Annotated in this window: 17 protein-coding genes; 8 read left to right on the top strand and 9 right to left on the bottom strand. The window is 63.3% G+C overall.

Features of this window, described 5'->3' with window-relative positions; translation table 11 throughout:
* Positions 1-2: 2 nt before the first annotated feature.
* Positions 3-929 carry an OmpA family protein gene (locus X946_RS09735; protein WP_038746397.1) on the top strand — a complete coding sequence of 309 codons (927 nt, stop codon included), beginning with the start codon at positions 3-5 and terminating at the stop codon, positions 927-929.
* 192 nt (positions 930-1,121) lie between these two features.
* Here the strand turns inward: X946_RS09735 and tssA are convergent, their stop codons facing one another.
* From tssA to X946_RS09690, 9 genes are all read right to left on the bottom strand, one after another.
* Positions 1,122-2,246: a type VI secretion system protein TssA gene (gene tssA / locus X946_RS09730; RefSeq protein WP_038746394.1), complete on the bottom strand. Its 1,125-nt coding sequence runs from the start codon at positions 2,244-2,246 to the stop codon at positions 1,122-1,124.
* A gap of 85 nt (positions 2,247-2,331) precedes the next feature.
* On the bottom strand, positions 2,332-4,995 hold the full coding sequence (gene tssH, locus X946_RS09725; RefSeq protein WP_038746391.1) for a type VI secretion system ATPase TssH: 2,664 nt from the start codon (positions 4,993-4,995) through the stop codon (positions 2,332-2,334).
* Positions 4,996-5,028: 33 nt separating this feature from the next.
* On the bottom strand, positions 5,029-6,129 hold the full coding sequence (gene tssG, locus X946_RS09720) for a type VI secretion system baseplate subunit TssG (protein WP_038746387.1): 1,101 nt from the start codon (positions 6,127-6,129) through the stop codon (positions 5,029-5,031).
* The gene (tssF, locus tag X946_RS09715) at positions 6,093-7,931 is read right to left on the bottom strand and encodes a type VI secretion system baseplate subunit TssF (protein ID WP_038746384.1); all 1,839 of its coding nucleotides are present in this window, start codon (positions 7,929-7,931) and stop codon (positions 6,093-6,095) included. Before tssF ends, tssG begins: the two co-directional genes overlap by 37 nt.
* 78 nt (positions 7,932-8,009) lie before the next feature.
* Positions 8,010-8,492 carry a type VI secretion system baseplate subunit TssE gene (tssE, locus tag X946_RS09710; protein ID WP_038746381.1) on the bottom strand — a complete coding sequence of 161 codons (483 nt, stop codon included), beginning with the start codon at positions 8,490-8,492 and terminating at the stop codon, positions 8,010-8,012.
* Positions 8,493-8,549: 57 nt separating this feature from the next.
* Positions 8,550-9,053, bottom strand: coding sequence for an Hcp family type VI secretion system effector (locus X946_RS09705; protein ID WP_038746378.1), 504 nt, complete (start codon positions 9,051-9,053; stop codon positions 8,550-8,552).
* Positions 9,054-9,125: 72 nt separating this feature from the next.
* Positions 9,126-10,616: a type VI secretion system contractile sheath large subunit gene (gene tssC / locus X946_RS09700; RefSeq protein ID WP_038746376.1), complete on the bottom strand. Its 1,491-nt coding sequence runs from the start codon at positions 10,614-10,616 to the stop codon at positions 9,126-9,128.
* Positions 10,617-10,632: 16 nt separating this feature from the next.
* A complete protein-coding gene (gene tssB, locus X946_RS09695; RefSeq protein WP_038746373.1) occupies positions 10,633-11,151 on the bottom strand; it encodes a type VI secretion system contractile sheath small subunit in 519 nt (172 codons plus the stop codon).
* A 39-nt stretch (positions 11,152-11,190) separates the two neighbouring features.
* A complete protein-coding gene (locus tag X946_RS09690; RefSeq protein WP_052145047.1) occupies positions 11,191-11,862 on the bottom strand; it encodes a tetratricopeptide repeat protein in 672 nt (223 codons plus the stop codon).
* A 375-nt stretch (positions 11,863-12,237) separates the two neighbouring features.
* Here X946_RS09690 and tssJ point away from each other — a divergent pair, with 375 nt between their 5' ends.
* The 7 genes from tssJ to X946_RS33550 all read left to right on the top strand — a co-directional run bounded on the left by tssJ (position 12,238) and on the right by X946_RS33550 (position 20,241).
* A complete protein-coding gene (tssJ, locus tag X946_RS09685; protein WP_038746367.1) occupies positions 12,238-12,852 on the top strand; it encodes a type VI secretion system lipoprotein TssJ in 615 nt (204 codons plus the stop codon).
* Between the two features lie 108 nt (positions 12,853-12,960).
* Entirely contained in the window at positions 12,961-14,307 is a 1,347-nt protein-coding gene (gene tssK / locus X946_RS09680) for a type VI secretion system baseplate subunit TssK (RefSeq protein WP_038746364.1), read from the top strand.
* Complete coding sequence (locus tag X946_RS09675; RefSeq protein ID WP_038746362.1) at positions 14,304-15,089, top strand: DotU family type IV/VI secretion system protein; 786 nt, start codon at positions 14,304-14,306, stop codon at positions 15,087-15,089. Before tssK ends, X946_RS09675 begins: the two co-directional genes overlap by 4 nt.
* 297 nt (positions 15,090-15,386) lie before the next feature.
* Positions 15,387-15,719 carry a hypothetical protein gene (locus X946_RS09670; RefSeq protein WP_052145046.1) on the top strand — a complete coding sequence of 111 codons (333 nt, stop codon included), beginning with the start codon at positions 15,387-15,389 and terminating at the stop codon, positions 15,717-15,719.
* A 419-nt stretch (positions 15,720-16,138) separates the two neighbouring features.
* Positions 16,139-17,590: an MBOAT family O-acyltransferase gene (locus X946_RS09665; RefSeq protein WP_200886426.1), complete on the top strand. Its 1,452-nt coding sequence runs from the start codon at positions 16,139-16,141 to the stop codon at positions 17,588-17,590.
* 7 nt (positions 17,591-17,597) lie between these two features.
* Positions 17,598-19,199, top strand: coding sequence for an alginate O-acetyltransferase AlgX-related protein (locus tag X946_RS09660; protein WP_152611671.1), 1,602 nt, complete (start codon positions 17,598-17,600; stop codon positions 19,197-19,199).
* Between the two features lie 454 nt (positions 19,200-19,653).
* Entirely contained in the window at positions 19,654-20,241 is a 588-nt protein-coding gene (locus tag X946_RS33550) for a hypothetical protein (RefSeq protein ID WP_052145045.1), read from the top strand.
* The last annotated feature ends 185 nt before the right edge of the window (positions 20,242-20,426 follow it).

Raw genomic sequence — 20,426 nt, 5'->3', positions numbered from 1 at the left:
CAATGACGAAGCCGCTCGCCTCCTCCCGCTTCAGGCTCGCGCTCGCCGCGCTCATGCTCGGCGGCGCGCTCAACGGCGCGGCGCTCGCCGACAACGTCGGCCCCGCGACCGTCACGCCGATCGACGCGGGCGGCGTGCCCGTACGATCGACGCCGCTCGCCGCACCCGCCATCGCCGCGGCAAGCGGCGCGGGCGGCGGCGCGACCGTGTCGTCGCCGCCGCCCGCGAACGCGGCGCCGGGTCAGGTCGTCGCGGGCGGCAAGGTCGCCGACGAAGCGACGAAGGCCGCCGTGCTGCAGCGCCTGCGCGACGCCTACGGCGCCGCGAACGTCGTCGACCAGATCGAAGTCGGCGACGTCGCAACGCCGCCGAACTGGTCCGCGAACGTGCAGAAGCTGATCGGCCCGCAACTGAAACAGATCAGCAAAGGACAGCTGAAGATCGACGGCACGCAGATCGACGTGAAGGGCGAAGTCCACAACGAGGCGCAGCGTCAGCAGCTCGCGAGCGACATGGCGAACGCGCTGAACCCGACCTACACGATCAAGAACGGGCTGCGCGTAAGCGCATCCGAGCAGGGCCTGCTCGACCAGACGCTCGCGAACCGCACGATCGAGTTCGAGACCGGCAGCGCGACGCTCACGCCGCAGGGCCGTGCGATCCTCGATCAGATGGCGAGCGCGCTCGCGAAGATGACGAACCGCACGGTCGAGATCATCGGCCACACCGACAACTCGGGCAACCGCGCGTCGAACATCGCGCTCAGCCAGGCGCGCGCGGACGCGGTGAAGGGCTACCTGGTGACGAAGGGCATCGCGTCGCAGCAACTGACGACGACGGGCGTCGGCCCCGATCAGCCGATCGCGTCGAACGACACGAGCGACGGCCGCGCGCGCAACCGCCGGATCGAATTCCGCGCGGGGCAGTAAGCGGCGCGGGCGCGAACGGCGGCGGGCGAAGCGCTCGCCATGTGATCCATGTGATGGTACGGGCGTTACGGCGGCACGCGGCACGCGGCACGCGGCACGCGGCACGGCACAATGAAAAAGCGACGGACGGCCCCTTCGAGCCTCCCGTCGCTTTTTCTTTTGCGGGCCGGCTTTTCGCGCGCCGGCCCGCGCTCACGCGTTGTCGTCCGGCTTCAGCCCGAGCAGCTCGCGAATGTGCGCGAGCGAGCCGTCGTCCTTGACGACCGACGCGAGCCACAGATGCAGCGGCATGTCCGCCCACTCGGCGGCCTTGTCGGCGAGATACGCAACCGGGCTGTGCGGCTCCGTCCCACGGAAATACTTCGCGACCGCGCGCAGTTGCTCGACCGCCTGCGCGCGATTCTGAATGCCGGCGATCACGATCGGCGCGGGCGCTGACGGCGCATGTCTCTGCACGTGCTCCTCCTGGGAAAGCGGCGTCCTGAAGCTCGGCTCCGCGCGCTCGGGCGGCGCGCCCGGCGCATTCTGCGCGCCGGCCTGCGGCTGCGCGTCGGCCGAGTAGCCCTGCTCTTTCGCGAAGCGCTCGGCGAGCCGGTAGACCGTTTCGTACGCGTCGCGCGCCTGCCTGAAGCTCGGCGCCGCCTCGCCCGCGCGCTGGTCGAGCTCCTGCTCGAGCGCGTCGAGCGCCGTCCGGAACGCGTTCAGCTCGCCGAGCAGGCGCGCATAGAACGCGACGGACGTCATCCGCTTGGACGCCTCGATCTGCTCGACCGACGGCTTGCCGCGCGCGATCTCGTCCGCCTGCTCGGGGTCGCGCCGGATCGCCTGCACGACGTGCTGCGCGACGTCCCAGTCGAGCTCGCTGAACGCGTTCGACGCGCCGTCGGTGAGCGGCACCGCGCGCAGCAGATCGGCGGTGCGCCCGGCGAGCCACGCGACGTTGCCGAGCCGGTATTCGGCGTCGTCGCCGTCCGGCAGCGGATGCACGTGATCCCAGAATTGCCGGCAAAGGCTCGCCAGCAGCTCGTAGCCCTGCGTGAGCCCGCCGATGCCGTCCTCGAGCGCGAGCGCCTCGGTCAGCCACACCGCGAGCCGCAGGTCCTTGGTGCGTTCGCGCAACAGCGCGCTCGATTGCTCGACGACGAAGCCCCAGTCCGCTTCCTTGATGTCGGTGATCCACTCGCCCTGGTCGAGCGACGGATCGTCGAACTTGCGCGCGTGCTGGATCGCGTCGAATTCGGCGGAGAACAGGAGATCGTCGCCGCACGGCGACGCTTCGCTGATCGGCGTCAGCAGCTCGGTGAGGTTGATCGGCATGGTCGAATGCTATGTCAGTGCGTTGCGGCGTCCATCGTTGCTTGAAGACACGCGCGGCGCGTGACGCGCGCGCCGCGCGGCGGCCTTACTCGACCGCGTACTCGAATTCGCCCGTCTCGGCCGCGCGCGCGGCGATGCGCGCGATCGCTTCGCCGTCGGCGATCCGCGACAGCACGTGCTCGGCGATCTCCGGCAGCAGCGTGCCGTTCAGAATGTGATCGACGTTGCGCGCGCCCGAATCGACTTCGGTGCAGCGCGCGAGCACGGCGTCGACGAGCGACTCGTCCCACTCGAACGCGGCCTTGTGGTTCGCCTCGATCCGGCCGCGGATGCGTTCGAGCTTCAGCTCGATGATCTCGGCGAGCACGTCGTCGGAAATCGGATAGTACGGAATCACCTTCATCCGGCCAAGGAACGCGGGCTTGAACGTCTTGTAGAGCTGCGGGCGCAGCGTCTCGGCGAGCGCCTCGGCGTCGGGCAACTCCTCCGGCGTCTTGTTCAGGCACGCCTGCATCACCGCCGACGAGCCGACGTTCGACGTCAGGATGATCAGCGTGTTGCGGAAGTCGATCTCGCGCCCTTCGGCGTCGTCCATCGCGCCCTTGTCGAACACCTGGAAGAACATTTCGAGCACGTCCGGATGCGCCTTCTCGACTTCGTCGAGCAGCACGACCGAATACGGATTGCGGCGCACCGCTTCCGTCAGCACGCCGCCCTCGCCATAGCCGACGTAACCGGGCGGCGAGCCCTTCAGGCCCGACACGCTGTGCGCCTCCTGATACTCGCTCATGTTGATCGTGATCATCTTGCGCTCGCCGCCGTACAGCACGTCGGCGAGCGCGAGCGCGGTCTCGGTCTTGCCGACGCCCGACGGCCCGACGAACAGGAACACGCCGCGCGGCTTGTTCGGGTCCTCGAGGTTCGCGGTCGCGGTGCGCACGCGCTGCGCGATCGCGTCGAGCGCGTGGTCCTGGCCGATCACGCGCGCGCCGATCAGATCGCGCAGATTGAGCACGGTCTCGATTTCGTCCTTCACCATCCGGCCGAGCGGAACGCCCGTCCAAGACGCGACGATTTCCGCGACGACATGCCCATCGACCTGCAGCGGCACCATCGGCTGGTTGCCCTGCAGCGCGCGCAACGCATCGACGCGCCCGGCGAGCTTTGCGCGCGTCGCGTCGGCGTCCGCCGGCTTGCCGTCGGCGGACGGCTCGCGCGCGGCGTCGAGCTCGGCGCGCAATGCGCCGATTTCGGCGACGAGCGCGCGCTCCTCTTCGTAGCGCGCCTCGTCATCGGCGAGCGCCGTCGAATCGGCGTCGCGCTCGTCGCGCAGCGCGGCGAGGCGCTCGTCGTGCGCGGCGCCGCTCGCGGCTTCGCGCTCGAGCGCCGCGATCTCCGCATCGATCCGCTCGATGCGCTTCTTCGTGTCGTCGATCGCGGCGGGCGTCGCGCTGTGCGCGAGCGCGACCTTCGCGCATGCGGTGTCGAGCACGCTGATCGCCTTGTCCGGCAACTGGCGGCCGCTGATGTAGCGATGCGACAACCGCACCGCCTCGGTGATCGCGTCGTCGAGAATGCGCACGCTGAAGTGCTTCTCCATCAGCCCCGCCATCCCGCGCAGCATCGCGGCGGCGAGCGGCTCGCTCGGCTCCTCGATCTTCACGACCTGGAAGCGCCGCGCGAGCGCCGCATCCTTTTCGAAGTACTTCTTGTATTCGCTCCATGTCGTCGCCGCGATCGTGCGCAGCTCGCCGCGCGCAAGCGCCGGCTTCAGGAGGTTCGCCGCGTCGTTCTGGCCTGCCTGCCCGCCCGCGCCGATGATCGTGTGCGCTTCGTCGATGAAGAGGATGATCGGGTGCGCGCTCTTCTTCACCTCGTCGATCACGCTCTTCAGGCGATTCTCGAACTCGCCCTTCACGCTCGCGCCCGCCTGCAGCAGGCCCATGTCGAGCACGTGCAGCGCGACGCCGGAGAGCGGCGGCGGCACGTCGTCGGCCGCGATGCGCAGCGCGAGCCCTTCGACCACGGCCGTCTTGCCGACACCCGCCTCGCCCGTCATGATCGGATTGTTCTGCCGGCGGCGCATCAGGATGTCGATCGCCTGGCGGATTTCCGCATCGCGGCCGATCACGGGGTCGATCTTGCCTTCGCGCGCGCGCTGCGTGAGGTTCGTCGTGTACGTGTCGAGCGCCGGCGTCTTCGACGGGCCGCGCGGCGCGTTCGCCGCCGCGCCGTCGGGCACCGCGACGTCGGCCTCCGCGTGCCGCGGCTCGGCTTCGGGCGAGCCCGCCGTGATCTCGTCGAACTTGTGCTTCAGGTCGTCGACGCGCACGCGCGCGAACTGGGACGACATCCGCTGCGCGAACTGCGCGAGATCGGGCCCCGTCAGCAGCGCGAGCAGCAGGTGGGCCGAACGAATCCGGCCGATCTGCGAATCGAGCGACGCGATCAGCCACGCCTGCTCGAACAGCTCCGTCAGATGCACCGAGAACACCGGCGTACGCGTGTTGCCTGTCTTCAGTCCGTCGAGCTCGCGCTCGAGATCCGCGCGCAGCGCGTGCGGATCGACGCCGCTCGCGCGCAGCACGAGCGGCACGTCGCCGGTCGATTCGTCGAGCAGCGCGAGAAACAGGTGTTCGAGATCCACTTCATAGTGACCGCGCGCGAAACAGTGGCTGGCGGCGCGCTCGGCGGCCTTCCGGCACACCGGATTCAGTTTCGCGATCAGGGTCTTCAGGGGCGTGCTCATCGGTTACGGTCCACTCAGGTTCGATCGTTGTTATCAATGAATAACGTGCAGCTCGTAGCGCGCGTCGGCGCGATCGCGCTCGGCTTCTCGCGTGCAGAGGAACGCGTCCCAGCCGAGCCGCGCGCCCGCGCCGAGGATGCTCGCGCCGACTTCCGTGCGGCGCAGCACGAGCGACACCTCGTATTCGAGCGTCACGCCGGCGAGCAGCGTCAGCATCCGCTCGAGCGCGACCGCGCGCTCCTCGCCGGGCAGGAACGCTTCGTAGTCGCGTTTCGACAGCGGGCCGACGACGAGCCGCGCGCGCATGTCGCGCTGCCACACGCGTTCGCCGACGAGCGCCGTCGCGCCGAGCGTCACGTTCACGTCGCCGAGCACGCTCAACTGATCGGGCGGCACGTCGTACCACTTGCCGACGAACTGCTCGATGCGGATCGGCACGCGGAAATACTCGGACAGCGTGCGCTGCAGATACGCGGCCGACACGGGCCGATGCCGCGCGGCGAGCGCATAGCCCGCGATCGCCTCGTCGAGCAGCGCGCCGCGGCCTTCCTGCACGGTCGAGCGCGCATCGTCGTTCGCGACGCCCGCGAGCGCGAGCAGCAGCGGCAAATAGCGCTCGTCGCGGTCGAGCTCGTAATGCAGCGGCAGCCGGTATTTCTTCCAGGCCGCATAGAACAACGCGGTCGCGCGGTTCGAGAAGACGTCGAAGAACGCACGCGCCGCGTGATCGCGCTTCAACTGCTCGCGCGCGATGATCTGCTCGGTGTAATGCAGCGGCAGCGCGCCCTGGCCGCCCAGCAGCCCGAAGAACGCCGGCGTGAGCTCGACGCGCGACAGCGCGCCCGCCGCGAGCGCCGCGTTGCGCTGCGCATCGTCCTTCAGCGCGTCGCCCGCTTCGTCGTACGACTGCGCGCGCTCGATCTCGCTTGGCGGAAAACCGAGCGACAGCGTGTTTCGAAAACCGATCCGGCGCGCGACGATCTCGCCCGGCCGGCTCGCCGCATGGCGCTGCGGATCGCGCTTCGCGAACCAGGTCTCGAGCAGCCGCACCGCCTGAAAAAACTCGAAGCGATGCGGCTCGTCGAGCAGCCGCTCGACTACGCCAGGATCGATTCGCCGCTGCGCGGTTCGCATCGCATGATCTCCTCGCCGGTGCGCTTCGACACGACGATCAGTTGAACAAAGCTGTTGAGGTGCACGTACAGCCCGAAGAATGCATCGATCATCCGCACGAACGTCGCGAGGCTCGAGCCGACGAAATGCTCGTCGTCGATCGTGAGCCGAATCTCGACGCCGCGCACGAACGTCGCGAACGGTTTGCCGGGCAGCCACTGCACGGCGCTCTTCTGCTCGATGCCGACGATCCCGTCGATGTGGCGCGTCGACACCGCGGATCGCCTCAGATCGTACAGCACGAGCACTTCCTTCAACGCGGCGAGCCCTTCGTCGGCGAGCGACACGTGATTGAGCGCCAGATGCGACACGAGACGCCAGTGCGCGGCGCGGCCGCGCTCGAAGCGCGCGCTCGGCGTGGGCCGTCGCAGCAGCGCGATCGGGCCCGGCTGCTCGCCGCCGTCGATGAAGAGATCGCCGCCGTCGAGCCCCGTCGCGAGCGAGGCCGGCAAGTCGCGGTTCGTGCAGGTGAGCTCGAGGCTCAGCGTGTCGGTCTGCGGCGCGCCGGGCTCGAAATCGATGTCGACGACCGAAATCTCGGTCTCATAGCCGGGGCTCTTGCGCGCGACGCCGTCGTTGCGGCGCGCGAACCAGTAGTGGCCGGCCTGCGCGGCCTCGCCGTGATGCAGCGAATAGAACGGCCGGAATTCGACAACCGTTTCGCGATCCGCGCGCTGCCGCACGAGATGCACGGAATCGATCGAATACACCTCATACGCGAACGCGCGGCGCGCATCGCCGATCACCGGATACGACACCGCCTGATGGCTGATCCGGATCGGCTCTCCGTGCTGCCGGAACAGGTTGACGACCGGCGTGCAAAACAGCCGCAAGTGGCTCGCGGTCAGCAGATCGAGCAGCCGCGCGACATGCGAATCGCTGCGCACGTCGCGCAGCACGACATGCAGCGTCAGTTGCCGGCAACCGCCCGCGCGGCGCGTCAGCGCGCCCAGGTCGAAGTCGACGAAATTGAATTTGTCCGGGAATGCGAAATATTCGGTTAGCAGACGATACGCCGGATGCGAACGTGCCGGATAGTCGATCAGCGCGTCGGCCTCGTCGAAACCCGCGTGCTCGTACGGCGCCTTGTCGAGCGCAATCCAGCGGCCGCTGCGCTCGGGCTCGACGTAGAACGCGAGCGCGTGCGCGAACAGGCAATCGGCAAGCGCGGCGACGAACGACTGCTCGCCGTGCAGATGCGCGCGCAGCGTGCCGAGCTTCAGCGCGGCGAGATCGAACTGCGGCGACGTCGATTCGAACGCAATCGAGATCACGCCCGTCGCGTTGCCGGGCAGCAGCGTCGTGACGGGCGCCGCGGCGATCGATCCGTAGCGCGCGTCGGCGAGCCTGATCGGCGCAAGCGTTACGTCGTACGCGGTGCGAAAGCGGCATTGCACGCCGCGAATCGCGCGGCTCCTCAGCTCGGTGCCGCGCTCGACGACATGCGGCCCGGCCAGTTCGGCGAACGACTGCGGCGCGCCGAACTGCGCGATCGAGCACGACGGGAACGGCCGCAGATAATGCGGATAGAGGACTTCGACGAGCGCTTCGGTGAATTCGGGATACTCATCGTCGAGCTTCTTGTTGATCCGCGCGCCGAGGAGCGCGAACGATTCGATCATCCGCTCGACGTGCGGGTCCTCGCAATGCTCGCCTGTCTGCGACAGGTGCGCGGCGATCTTCGGGTACCGGTTCGCGAATTCGAGCGAATAGCGCCGCAAAAACGACAGTTCGCGCTCGTAATACGGCAACAACTCTTCCATCGACGATCCCCGAAACCTGACGCCCTCTTGCCGGGCGTCTCACTGCCGCGCGGCGCCCGGCGGCTCACGCGACACGGCTCAAACCTTGGCGGCGCGCGAACGCGTCACCGAATATTGCAACGTCGACGGCTGCAGCATCGCATCGAAGGTCACCGGCTCCTCGGCGGGATGCACGACGAGCAGCGCCTGGATCGCGAAGTAGAGCGCGTTCGTCGACTGCTCGTTCAGCTCGAACGTCACCGACACCTGCTGCAGCCTCGGCTCGTGCCGCGCGATCGCCTGCTGAATCGACTTGCAGATGAACGTGCGGTCGTAGTGGCTCGCGAGGCTCAGGCCGGCGAAATCGTTCAGCCCGTAGGTCAACACCGAACGCTGGCATTCCGGCAGCGTGGCGAGGTCTTCTTCGGTCAGCGCGATGCGCGTGTTGAGGATCGCCTCGACGTCGCGCGCGACCGTGTTCTTCAGTTCTTCCAGCGACAATTGCCGCATTGCGGCGGGTGCCGGCACATGCGGTTCGTCGTCGAACAGCTTGTCGAGGAAGCTCGGTTCGAAGCGTTTCATCGGGCTCCACGCAAAACGGGAACGGGGCACGCGCCGTGCCCCGTTCCCGCATCGAACTTAGACCGCGTAGGTCTTGTCGTTCTTCGTGAGGCTCCAGGCGCCCTGCGTGTTGCCGCCCTGGTTGCCGCCGATCTTCTGCTGGGTCTGCTTCCACTGCACCGCCGCATACTTCAGCGAGAAGGTCTCGATCGGCAGGCCCTCGTTATGCACGCTCGGCGCGATGCTCGAGATGATCACGTACTTCAGCTTGATCTCGAGATACTTCACGCGCTCGCCTTCGCCGTCCGCGCGCAGAAAATCGATCGTCACTTCGTCGAACGTCGTGCCGCCCGACGCGTGCTGATACAGCAGCGGGCTCGACGAATCGATTTCCTTCGTGAACACCATGTCGCCGTGCTCGCAGCGCGTCGACGTGTGGCCGCCCGCGGTCGAAGCGGTTGCCGAACGCGGCTGAACGATCGAGTGATCCCAGGATTTCAGTTCGATCCAGCCGGCGTGGTCCTTGTCCGCGGACTCGCCCTTGATGGCCGGATTACCGAACTTCAGATGCATGTGTAACATGGTCTTTCGACTCCCCAAAGAGGTGGTTTTAACGTCCTACCCAGGCGGCCCGCCCGGGCGATCTCAGCTCGCTTATGAATTTGCCGGTTTGGGCAAGTCAGCGACAAGGCGCAGAGAAATCGACAATTCGTCGAGCTGGAAGTGCGGACGCAGAAACGCGACCGAACGATACGCACCCGGCTTGCCCGGAATCTCTGACACTTGTACGGAGGCTTCGCGCAGCGGGAACTGCGCCTTCTGTTCCTGGGTCGCGTCGTCGTCGAGCAACACGTACTGCGAGATCCAGCGATTGAGGAACGTCTCGACGTTCTGCGCGGACGCGAAGCTGCCGATCTTGTCGCGCATCATCGCCTTCAGATAATGCGCGATGCGCGATACCGAGAAGATGTACTGCAGCTGAGCGGACAGGACGGCGTTCGCATTGGCGCTGTCGGTGCTGTATTTCTTTGGTTTCTGCACCGACTGCGCGGCGAAGAACGCGGCGTAATCGGAATTCTTGCAATGCACGAGCGGGATGAAGCCGAGGTCGCTCAGCTCCTTCTCGCGGCGGTCGGTGATCGCGATTTCGGTCGGGCACTTGAGCGCGATTTCGCCGTCGTCCGTCTTGAACGTATGCGTCGGCAGATCCTCGACCAGGCCGCCGCCCTCGACGCCGCGAATCGCCGCGCACCAGCCGAAGTCGTCGAACGCGGCCGTCAGGCGCGCCGCGAACGCCCAGGAGGCGTTGCACCACAGGTACTTGTCGTGATCGGTGCCGTCGACGTCCTCGACGAAGTTGAAGCTCTCCGCGATCGCGCCGTCCTTCGGATTGAACGGCAGGCGGCCGAGGAAACGCGGCAGCGTGAGGCCGACGTAGCGCGAATCCTCGGAATCGCGGAACGACTTCCACTTCGCGTACTCGACGGTGTCGAACACCTTGCCGAGATCGCGCGGCTTGCCGAGATCCGCGAACGACTCGAGGCCAAGCAGCTCGGGCGCCGCCGACGCGACGAACGGCGCGTGCGCGGCCGCCGCGACGTGCGACATCTGCTCGATGAAATACTGGTCTTCCGGCTGGCGCGAGATCTCGTAGTCGCCCACCAGCACGCCGAACGGCGAGCCGCCGAACGTGCCGAACTCTTCTTCGTACACCTTCTTGAAGAGCGCGCTCTGATCGAACTCGGTCGCGTTCTTGAAGTCGCGCACGAGATCGCGCTTCGGCGCGTGCAGTGCCTTGATCTTGATCGTCGAGCCGGTGTTGCTTTCCTTCACCAGATAATCGAGCCCGCGCCACGTGCTCTCGAGACGCTGGAACTCGGCCGCATGCATCACGGCCGAGAGCTGCGACGAGATCAGGCGGTCGAGCTCCGCGACGCGCGCGTCGATCGTCGCCGACAGGTTGTCCGATACGACCACCGTGCCGTCGAGCACCTGATTGACGAGCTCGCCGATCAGGTCCTTCGCGCGCGCATGCTCGGATTCGGATTTCGCAACCTTGCTCTTCTCGACGATCTCGTCGAGCAGCGTGGATTCCGTGCCGGCTTGAGCGCCGGTCGATTGGGCCGCAGCCGTTTGCTGGTTCATATCGCCACCCCGTTACTCATTCGCCCTGCTTATCGCCGCCGTCCGCGCTCTTCTTCAGCGCTTCGAGCTGCTGCGTGTTCGACAGCACCTCGCTCAGCAGATCTTCGAGCTTGTCGTTGCCGGCGAGCTTGTTGCGCAAGTCGGCGAGCTTCGAGCGCGCCTCGAGCAGGCGGCGCAGCGGCTCGACCTGCCCGACGACCTCGTCCGGATTGAAATCGTTGATCGATCGAAACTTCAGATCGACCGCGAACTTGCCGCCCGCGTCGCTCAGGCGGTTCTCCACCTGGAACGTCGCGCGCGGCTCGATCGCCTTCATCACGTCGTCGAAGTTGTCGCGGTCGATGTTGACGAACTTGCGATCGCGCAGCTTCGGCTGCTCGACTTCCGACTGCCCGGCCAGATCGCCGACGACCCCGACGACGAACGGCAGTTCCTTGATCTCGATCGCGTCGCCCCGTTCGACTTCGTACGTCAGTTGGACGCGGGGCGGCCGCACTTTCTGCAAGCGCTTTTGAATGCTTTCTTTCTTCGCCATCGACGGCTCCCGTTTGGTGTGTGGATCGAGCGCGGCGGCTTAACGCAGCGCGCTGAACGGATCGCCGCCCGCCGCCTTGGCGGGCGCCGACGTGGTGGCAGGAGGCGCGACGGGCGCGGCGGGGGCGGCGGGCGCCGTGGGCGCTGCCGCCGTCGCGTTCTCGACCGGCGCGGCCTCGTGCACGGGCTTCGCGCGGCGCACGATACGGCGCTTTTTCACGACGGGCTTCGTCAGCTGCTGCTCGGGCGGGAACAGCGCGGCCTCGCCGAGCGTATCGCGCAACTGCTTCGCGAGCGCTTGCGCGTCCGACTTCGCGTCGCCCGCGAGCGACGAATCCTGACGCAGCTCGCCGAGCGATTCGGTCGCGATGCGCAGGCCCGCAACGGCGAGCACGCTCTTCGCCTGACGGTCGGTCTTGTCGCGCTGCAACGCTTCCTGTGCGGCGACGATCGCCTGACCGTAGTGACCCTGCTGGAACTGGATCTGCGCGATCCGCGACCACGGCTCTTCGCGCGTCGGATCGGATTTCGCGAGTTGCTGGTAGAGACCGATCGCGCGGTCCTGATCGCCTGCCTTCGCCACCGCGTCGGCATCCGCCAACGACTTGTTGAACGCTTCGGCCGTCGGCGGCGTCGGCTGCGACGCGCAACCGGCGATGATGCCGCAGGCCAACACTACCCCAGAAAATTTTGCGAAGAGACGGTCTTTCATCGTTTATATCCCCGGCGCGGGAGTTTTAAATCGTTGAGAATTCGTGATTTTGCTTTGCTACAAGCGCGCGGGTATAGTACCGATCAATTTTTCATAATTCAATGTTCGCGTGAAGGGCGGCCGTTTTAAAAGCCGCGCAGCGCGCCGCCCGACACGGCCGCGCACGCTCGGGGAATCGCACGTGTACCGCTTCCAATGCAATTATTGCCGCAAAGCAATTCTATTTTGCCCATTCAGTGGAAAATTTTTCCGAATGTCGCGGCATTGATCGCGATCCGTCGGGCATTTGAAGAGGCAGAATTTTTGTGCCGCCAAATCGGCAAAGCAACTGATAGTTTTGACAGGGAACAAAGGGCGCCGCGCCCGGAAAAATCGATGAATCCGCTTGTGACTCGTTACGCGCTGCCGCTCGCCGCCTGCATCCTGCTCGGCGGCTGCGCGGCCGCCGTGCCGCTCCTCGGCTCGGCGGGCAGCGCCGCGCTGCAGATGGTGGGCGTCGGCAAGCCCGACGTGCCCGATTCGCAGAAGCCGCCGCGCAATCTCGGCCTGACGCTCTACGCGGCGCCGAACCTCAACGCCGCGAACGACAGCCGCCCGCTCGCGCTCGTCGTGCGCCTCTACGCGCTGAAAGATCCGACGTCGTTCCAGCAGGCGCCGTTCGACAGCTTCACCGATCCGGCGAAGGAAAAGACCGCGCTCGGCGCCGATCTGCTGAGCGTGCGCGAAATCACGCTGATTCCCGGACAGCGCTATAACGCGACCGAAAAGGTGTCGCGCGAAGCGCAGGCGTTCGGCGTCGTCGCACTCTTTCGCGACCCGGCGCTGCAGCGCTGGAAGCTGACTTTCGATCCTGCGAAATCCGAGAAATCCGGCATAATCATCGGCCTGCACAATTGCGCGATGACCGTGACGGGCGGCACCGTCATTCCTTCGCAGCAAGGCATGCCGACCGAGCGGCTCGACTTGCTCTCGTCGGTGAACTGCGGGTGAAATTCGAGATGACATTTAAAAGTCATTTGACAAAGATTAACGATTCGCTCGCCGAATGCGGCGCGAATTAACCGACCAACGGCCCAATCACATTTAAGCGGATTTGACATGAGTTATTCGGCCAAGGTGCTCTGGGGGGAAGGCCTCTTTCTGAGGCCGCAGCACTTTCAGCGGCAGGACGCGTATCACGAGGCGCGCCTCTTCGAATCGATTCAGGCGATCCAGCCGTACAACTGGGGCGTGCGTTCGGTGCGGTTCGATCGCGACGCGCTCGGCAGCAACGTGCTGCGCGCAAGCGAACTGTCGCTCGTGTTCCCGGATGGCGCGCTCTACTCGGCGCCGCAAGCCGACGAGCTGCCGCCGCCCATCGCGCTCGACACGCTACCCGAGGGCATCAACGAATTCACGTTCTACCTGGCGCTGCACCCGCTGCGCGAGACGGGCTCGAACTACGCGGAGAGCCGCGACGCGGGCTTCGTGTCGCGCTTCGTCAGCGATCGCGCGAGCGTCGCAGACCACTTCACCGATGCAGCCGAAGCCGACATCACGTTCCTGAAGACCAACGTCAAGCTGATTGCGCACAGCGAGCCGCGCGATCAGTTGCTGTCGATTCCGCTCGTGCGCGTGCGCCGCACCGCGACGTCCGGCTTCGAGATCGACGACAGCTTCGTGCCGCCGTGCCTCGCGATCGAGGCGTCGCCGATCCTGCATCAGCGCCTGCGCCAACTGATCGACGCGCTGCAGGCGAAGGTGAACGCGCTGTACGGCTTTCATCGCGAGCCGACGAAGAACATCATCGAATTCCGCTCGGGCGACATCGCCTCGTTCTGGCTGCTGCACACGGCGAGCGCCGCGTTCGCCGCGCTCGCGCACCTGCATCAGCATTCGGCGCTGCATCCGGAGCGGCTGTTCCAGGAGCTGTTGCGCCTCGCCGGCCAACTGATGACGTTTTCGAAGGGCTACGTGCTCGCCGATCTGCCCGCCTATCGGCACGACGATCCGGGCCCCGGCTTCGCGCGCCTCGACACGATCCTGCGCGACCTGCTCGAAACCGTGATCTCGACGCGCTACTTCGCGATCACGCTCGAGGAAGTGCGGCCGTCGTTCCACGTCGGGCGGCTCGATTCCGGCAAGATCGACGACAAGACCGCGTTCTATCTCGCGGTGTCGGCCGACATGCCGTCGGTCGAGCTCGTCGAGGCCGTGCCCGCGCGCTTCAAGGTGGGCGCGCCGGACGACGTCGACAAGCTCGTGCTGTCCGCGATGCCGGGCGTGCGCCTTTCGTACACGCCGCAGGTGCCGCCCGCGATTCCCGTGCGCCCGGGCGCATGCTATTTCGCACTCGATGCGCGCAGCCCGCTCTATGAGCGGATGCTGCAGGCCCAGTCGGCGATGATCTACGCGCCGTCCGGAATCAACGATCTCAAATTTGAACTGATCGCCGTCACGTCATGAGCTACGCGCCCTCCCTCTTCGGCGGCAACACGCCGCCTCCCGCGCCGCAAACGGTGTCGTCGACCGACGCCGGCTTCCAGGCGCGCTCGCTCCTCGATCTGCTGTACGACGGCTTCTTCATGCTGTTCTTGCTGAAGAACGGCCGCGAGCCCGGCAACGCGTCGGAGTTCGGCACGCGCATCCAGGAATTCCTCGGCGATTTCGAGCGCGGCGCGAAGAAGCTCAACATCGCCGCCGACGACGTGTATGCGGCGAAGTTCGCGTTTTGCGCGGCGATCGACGAATCGGTGTTGTCGTCGCAGTTCAAGATCCGCGCGGACTGGGAACGCCGGCCGCTTCAGCTCGTGCTGTTCGGCGAGCAGCTCGCGGGAGAGAAGTTCTATCAGTACCTCGAAGAATGTCGTGCGCAGGGCGCGGCGCGGCTGCAATCGCTCGAGGTGTTCCACATGTGCCTGCTGCTCGGGTTTCAGGGCAAGTACCTGCTCGAAGGACCGGAGAAGCTCGCGTATCTGACCGCGCGGCTCGGCGACGAAATCGCGAACATGAAGGGCAAGCGCGCGCCGTTCGCGCCGCATTGGCCGCTGCCGGACCAGATCTCGCATCGGCTCAAGCGCGAGGTGCCGCTATGGGCGATCGGAGCGGTGTTCACGCTCGTCGGATTGCTCGCGTTCGTCGGGCTCAATACGTACCTGAAGGGCAGCACGGTGCGAGCGCTCGCGCCTTATTCGCAGGTCATCAAGGTCGGGCCGGAGTCCGCTAATTTGACGATTTCGTTGCCTTGATCGTGGGGAGCCCGGGGGATGCCGGGCTTTTCATTCTGTCGACGCAAGTTCTCGACCATCGATACTGAACGCGTCTTCGAAAGCAACCGCTACCACCAAGGCTCGTACTCCGTGAATCGCCGTTCGACGCGCGCTAACGTGTCGTCGTCTATGATTGAACGATAGCTCGCAGTCGACACTACCCCGACGGCATCGAGCCTTTCCACTTCCCGCCGAATCCCCGATTTTCCAGAAGCCGCATGGGGCCGCACGCATAAAGTATCCGCCCATGTCCTTGACGGCGGCCTCGGCTCACGCTTGCTCGGCGATCAGGCTCTGGCGTACGGCGGCTATGCGTGCCCGCTCGACGGCGACATGCTCTCGAGCGTCGGCCAGGCACTGACGCTCGACGAATACGTTTCGCCGGGACATGTTCTCGTGTCGCCCGGCGGCGTGGTCGGCATCGTCGACGAAGCGCTCGCCGCGCTCGGGCTCAAGCGAAATGTGATCGCGCCGACGGCGCACTTTGCCGCGCTGCCCTTTCTGCTCAAAGGACCGCGGACCTTCGCGACCATTCCGGCGCATGCCGCGGCGGCAATCGCGGCCGTGACGGGGCTTCGGCTCGTTGCGAGTCCGGTGAGTCTTTCCTAATATCCGATCGAATTGGATTGGCGGAACAGTTCGATGCGAAACGCGGCGGTCGCGAAAGTACGTGCGGCGGTCACGGAGTGCTTTTTGCACTTCCTGCTGTGTTGAACTGCGCGCCGCTCCGTCCAACACCACCGGAGTCCCAAGCATCGACGCATCAAGCGACATGCATGATGCCGCAACCTCGAGCGGACACCATTAATCCGACAATTATTGGAAATCAAAAGACTCGACGGCAAACGCTTGATCGCACGTCCGGGACAGCCCGCCGGATACGTCGCTGCCTGGTTCGAGTCGCAGGAACCAGCCGTGTATTATAATCCGCCAACATTTTCAACCGCTGGCGTCCGGCAACGAGGCCCGCTCGCCTAGCTCAGAAATACGGGGACCACGTGGTTTTTAGCTCGGCAATATTTCTCTACGTGTTTCTGCCCATCACGCTGGGGCTCTATTGGGCACTGACATACCGGCTTCGCAACATCTGGCTGCTGATTGCAAGCCTGACTTTTTACGCATGGGGCGAGCCAAAATATCTGCTGTTGATGGCGGCATCCATCATCTTCAACTGGATCATCGGCCTCCTTATCGCCCGTGCTAGTTCACGCAAGATACAGTTCGTGATATTGACATTCGGCGTCACGATCAATCTTCTCGCACTCATCTACTATAAGTATGCATTCTTTTTAACAAGCAATTTAGATAGTCTAATCAATTTCCTACTCGGAAAGCATACCAGCATCGTCGAAACCGTATTGCCCATCGGCATTTCTTTTTTCACCTTTCACTCGATTTCATACATTGTAGACATATATCGTAAGGAAGCAGACGCGCTACGCAACCCTCTTGACATGGGGCTTTATATCTCCCTATTTCCTCAACTGGTTGCCGGGCCGATCATTCGCTATCACGATATAGCCGAGCAGATTTTGCATCGACGCAACACACTCGAACGCTTCAGTTCGGGAGTCGAGCGTTTCGCGTTCGGACTGGGCAAAAAGGTATTGATCGCAAACGTCCTGGGGCAGGCTGCGGACAGCATCTTCGCCCTTCCGCCGGAGGGCATCTCAACGCCCATGGCATGGTTCGGCATCGTCTGCTACACGCTTCAGATCTACTTTGATTTTTCAGGATATTCCGATATGGCAATCGGGCTCGCCCGAATGTTCGGATTCGAACTCACCGAGAACTTCAATTACCCCTATATCTCAACCTCGGTACGAGAATTCTGGCGCCGGTGGCATATCTCGCTATCCACGTGGTTTCGCGACTACCTTTACATCCCGCTTGGCGGTAACCGCACATCTCCATTGCGCATGCGAATCAATTTGTTCACGGTTTTTCTGCTGTGCGGGCTGTGGCATGGAGCAAGCTGGAACTTTGTCTTCTGGGGCGCGTTCCACGGATCATTGCTTGTGCTGGAACGCACCCGAATCGGTAAATGGCTGGATGCGATGCCGAAATTTGTCGGCTGGATTTACACGATCATGATGGTAATGATTGGCTGGGTGTTCTTTCGGGCGGACAGCTTCTCTTACGCATGCTCTTACGTGGCCGCCATGTTCGGATTTACCAAAGCCAGTTGGTTCACTCCGCAAATTGGCTTCTATTTGAATGCGCAGGTTTTTGCAACCATCGCCCTGGGTGCCATCCTGTCGACTCCGCTTGCAATTTCGCTTGCGAGAGATTGGCGCGAACGAAGATTTCCTTCGCATTCGAATGAACCGCTGCCGGCGAACATTCTGGCGTTATCGGCATTCGCACAGAATCCGAATTACGCTTACATTCGCTTGATCGCGGTGCTTGCTATATTGACGATCTGCGCCGCCGAGATGGCCGCCGGAACGTATAACCCGTTCATCTATTTCCGCTTTTGACTTGAGTATGCGCCGCAAGAGACTGGTCAATCTGATCATGGCCGCCGCCTTCGTAGCGGCCATTTCCGTCCCGTTCGTTACCATGTGGTTCAGCGACGGAAAGAACTCGGAGGAACGGAGGCTAGCGACGTTTCCTTCCATGGAGTTCAGCACTCACGGGCTTGAAAGCTTCCCCAAAGACCTCGACGCATACGTTAATGATCGCTTCGGGTTCCGAAATGTCTTCCTCAGCCTGCACAGCTACTTGATGTATAAGGTGTTCCATCTGTCTGGAACACAGCAGGTGATCGCCGGCCACGGCGACTGGCTTTTTATCTCCGACGTGGGAAGCCGCCCGGATATCGAGCGTAGGGCTCGATTTTCGGGCACTGAGCTCCGTGATTGGAAGCTGGCTCTTGAGCAGCGTTACACGTGGCTCAAAGATCAAGGTATCGGCTATCGCTTCATGGTCGGCCCTGACAAGAACACGATCTATCCGGAATACCTGCCACGACAGGTGCAAGGGAAAGGGCCGTCCAGACTGCAAGAACTCGAAGGCTATCTTGGAGAGACACCTTATTTCATCAATCCAAGCCAGTCACTGATTGCCCACAAATCGGATGGAAACCCAGATCTCTTCTTCCATACCGATACCCATTGGACCCCGTACGGCGCTTATATTGGATACCGTGATCTCATGCAGTCCATCGGATCACCCCATCCCTATGCGTACGAAAACACGACTTTTATGACTGTGGCGCCCTCGGCTCAATCGGACATTGGAAGCACGGATATGTCGCGAATGATCCGGATTCCTGTCGTGGAAACGACGTATCAGCCGAAGAAGCTCCTTTCGCCCGAATGCACGATCCATCGCCAAGCTCAATGGCCGTTGGGCTTCTCGATGCCGAACTATCCGACGAGCCTTTTCGCGACAACCTGCCCCGGCAAAAGTGGAACTGTGCTGGTATTCAGAGATTCGTATTTCAACTCCGTCATTCCGTATTTTTCGCAGAATTATGGACGAGTCGTGTACGCATGGACCATACCGAACTCCGACATCCTCGCAAAAATGGTGGCTCAGGAAAAACCTGAACTCGTCATTGAAGAACGCGTCGAGCGATCGATGTACGCAGTCCCCAAGCCCGACTTATACGAAACGATCGACAGAATTCATCACGACCGAAAGTTCACCACCACGGAAAGGGATACACATCGCCGAAGCAACGAATTCCTCGGAGCCGACGTCCGCGTCGTCTCGAATGGAGGATCGATCAAATTCCTGGCCGGGGGCCGAATGCTAGCGTCGGCTTCCGGCACTCAAGGGGCGGGCGGCAACATTGACGCCGTGACCACAACGGCAACAGGCATCACATACTCCGGCTGGGCGGCACTTCGAGACGGTGGGCTAGCCGCCGAGTTCATCGTCGCCACCTCGGGAAATCGCGTCATCAACGTCGCACCCTCACAGCAGTTCGAGCGCCGCGACGTCGCCACTCACTACGATTCCGACTTGCTTCTGCGATCGGGCTTTTCCTTCGAGATTCCTAATGACTTTACGCATCCCCAGGTCCGTCTCTATGCAGTGAATGGTAATAAGGCTGCGCCCATCGGCATGCCGATCAATTGAAACGATCGCTCGTTCAAAACTCGGGCGACATTCGAAGTCTTGATTGCCGCTCATTTCTTGATTTCATTGACGACTGCTATCCGTACGCGCGTCGCGATTTCCCCGATGTTGTAGGTCTCTGCCATGTCGATGACGCTTATCAATTGTTGGTCGGTCACTTACATGGGCAGTATGCCATCCCGATGTGCTTTTTGTCGTTTTGTAGAACGTGCGTGATTTTGTAGAACAAAAAAAAACGGGCCCCATCTCTGGGACCCGCTTCGGTATGGCTGCAGGAATGGGATTTACGACTTAACAGTCTGATTCCAATAAGAATCACCTCATATGAAGATCCGACACACCCCCAAACGTACCCCATACACCGGGAGACCTGCGAGAGCGTCCTCACGAAGCATATGTGTATGCTACAGGCGTCAACGTCATGCACACACCGGCAGTGGAAAAATCAAGAACGATGGTCAGTTTGACCCCGGACGCGATCGCCAAGCTCAAGACAACGGCAGTGCGCGAACGACCATACGCGCCCCGCATCAGTATCGCCCTCGCGATCCGGCTTCTGGATAAGAGCGATCGGTACTTCGACCCGTTCGCCGTGTTGGACGAACTCGACTATCTCGAAGGCATCCGCCCGACATCCAAAACAAAGCGTGAATCGCCATTCAAGGGACCTCACCTCCAACCCTTTTGGCATAAGCACTTCTGGTCGGGCCGGCACCTTGTCCGAAATATCGGAATCCGCTGGAATCTCGCCGACGGCGGAAACAGAGATCTAGATCGAATGCTGCGCGAAGTCGCGGAGACATACGGCGAAGATCCCGAACTGTGGCAAGCCTACCTCGCGCACCGCCTAGTAGTCGGCGGGTTCAAGGAACGAGCCCAAAGGGGACTAACTGGCGATTGGATCATCTACGCGAAACACGATGGCACGAACTATTACTTGGATCTCGCCACGCACGAAGAGGGTGAGCCGGAGCATGCTGAACAGCTATCGAAAAAATTGCGCGATGGCTGCTTCGCGGAATTTCCCTTCGCCTTTCCGTGACGCACCGCCAAGGAAACATGCGTTCCGTACGCCGGCCGCGCTCGTCAGGTCGACACCACCAAGAGCAAGGCAATGAATTCGGATGCTGGAGCAGCCCCCTGAAACACCGGACATAGCCTCTCACTTAAACTAGCGGGTAGGCATAAGACTGTGTTTTTGACTAACACCAGGCAGGAAGTGATGGA

It is taken from the genome of Burkholderia sp. ABCPW 111 (genome assembly GCF_000773065.1).
Taxonomy (GTDB): Bacteria; Pseudomonadota; Gammaproteobacteria; order Burkholderiales; family Burkholderiaceae; genus Burkholderia; species Burkholderia savannae.
Note: the sequence above shows the minus strand (reverse complement) of the source record. Positions and strands in the feature narration are given on the sequence as shown.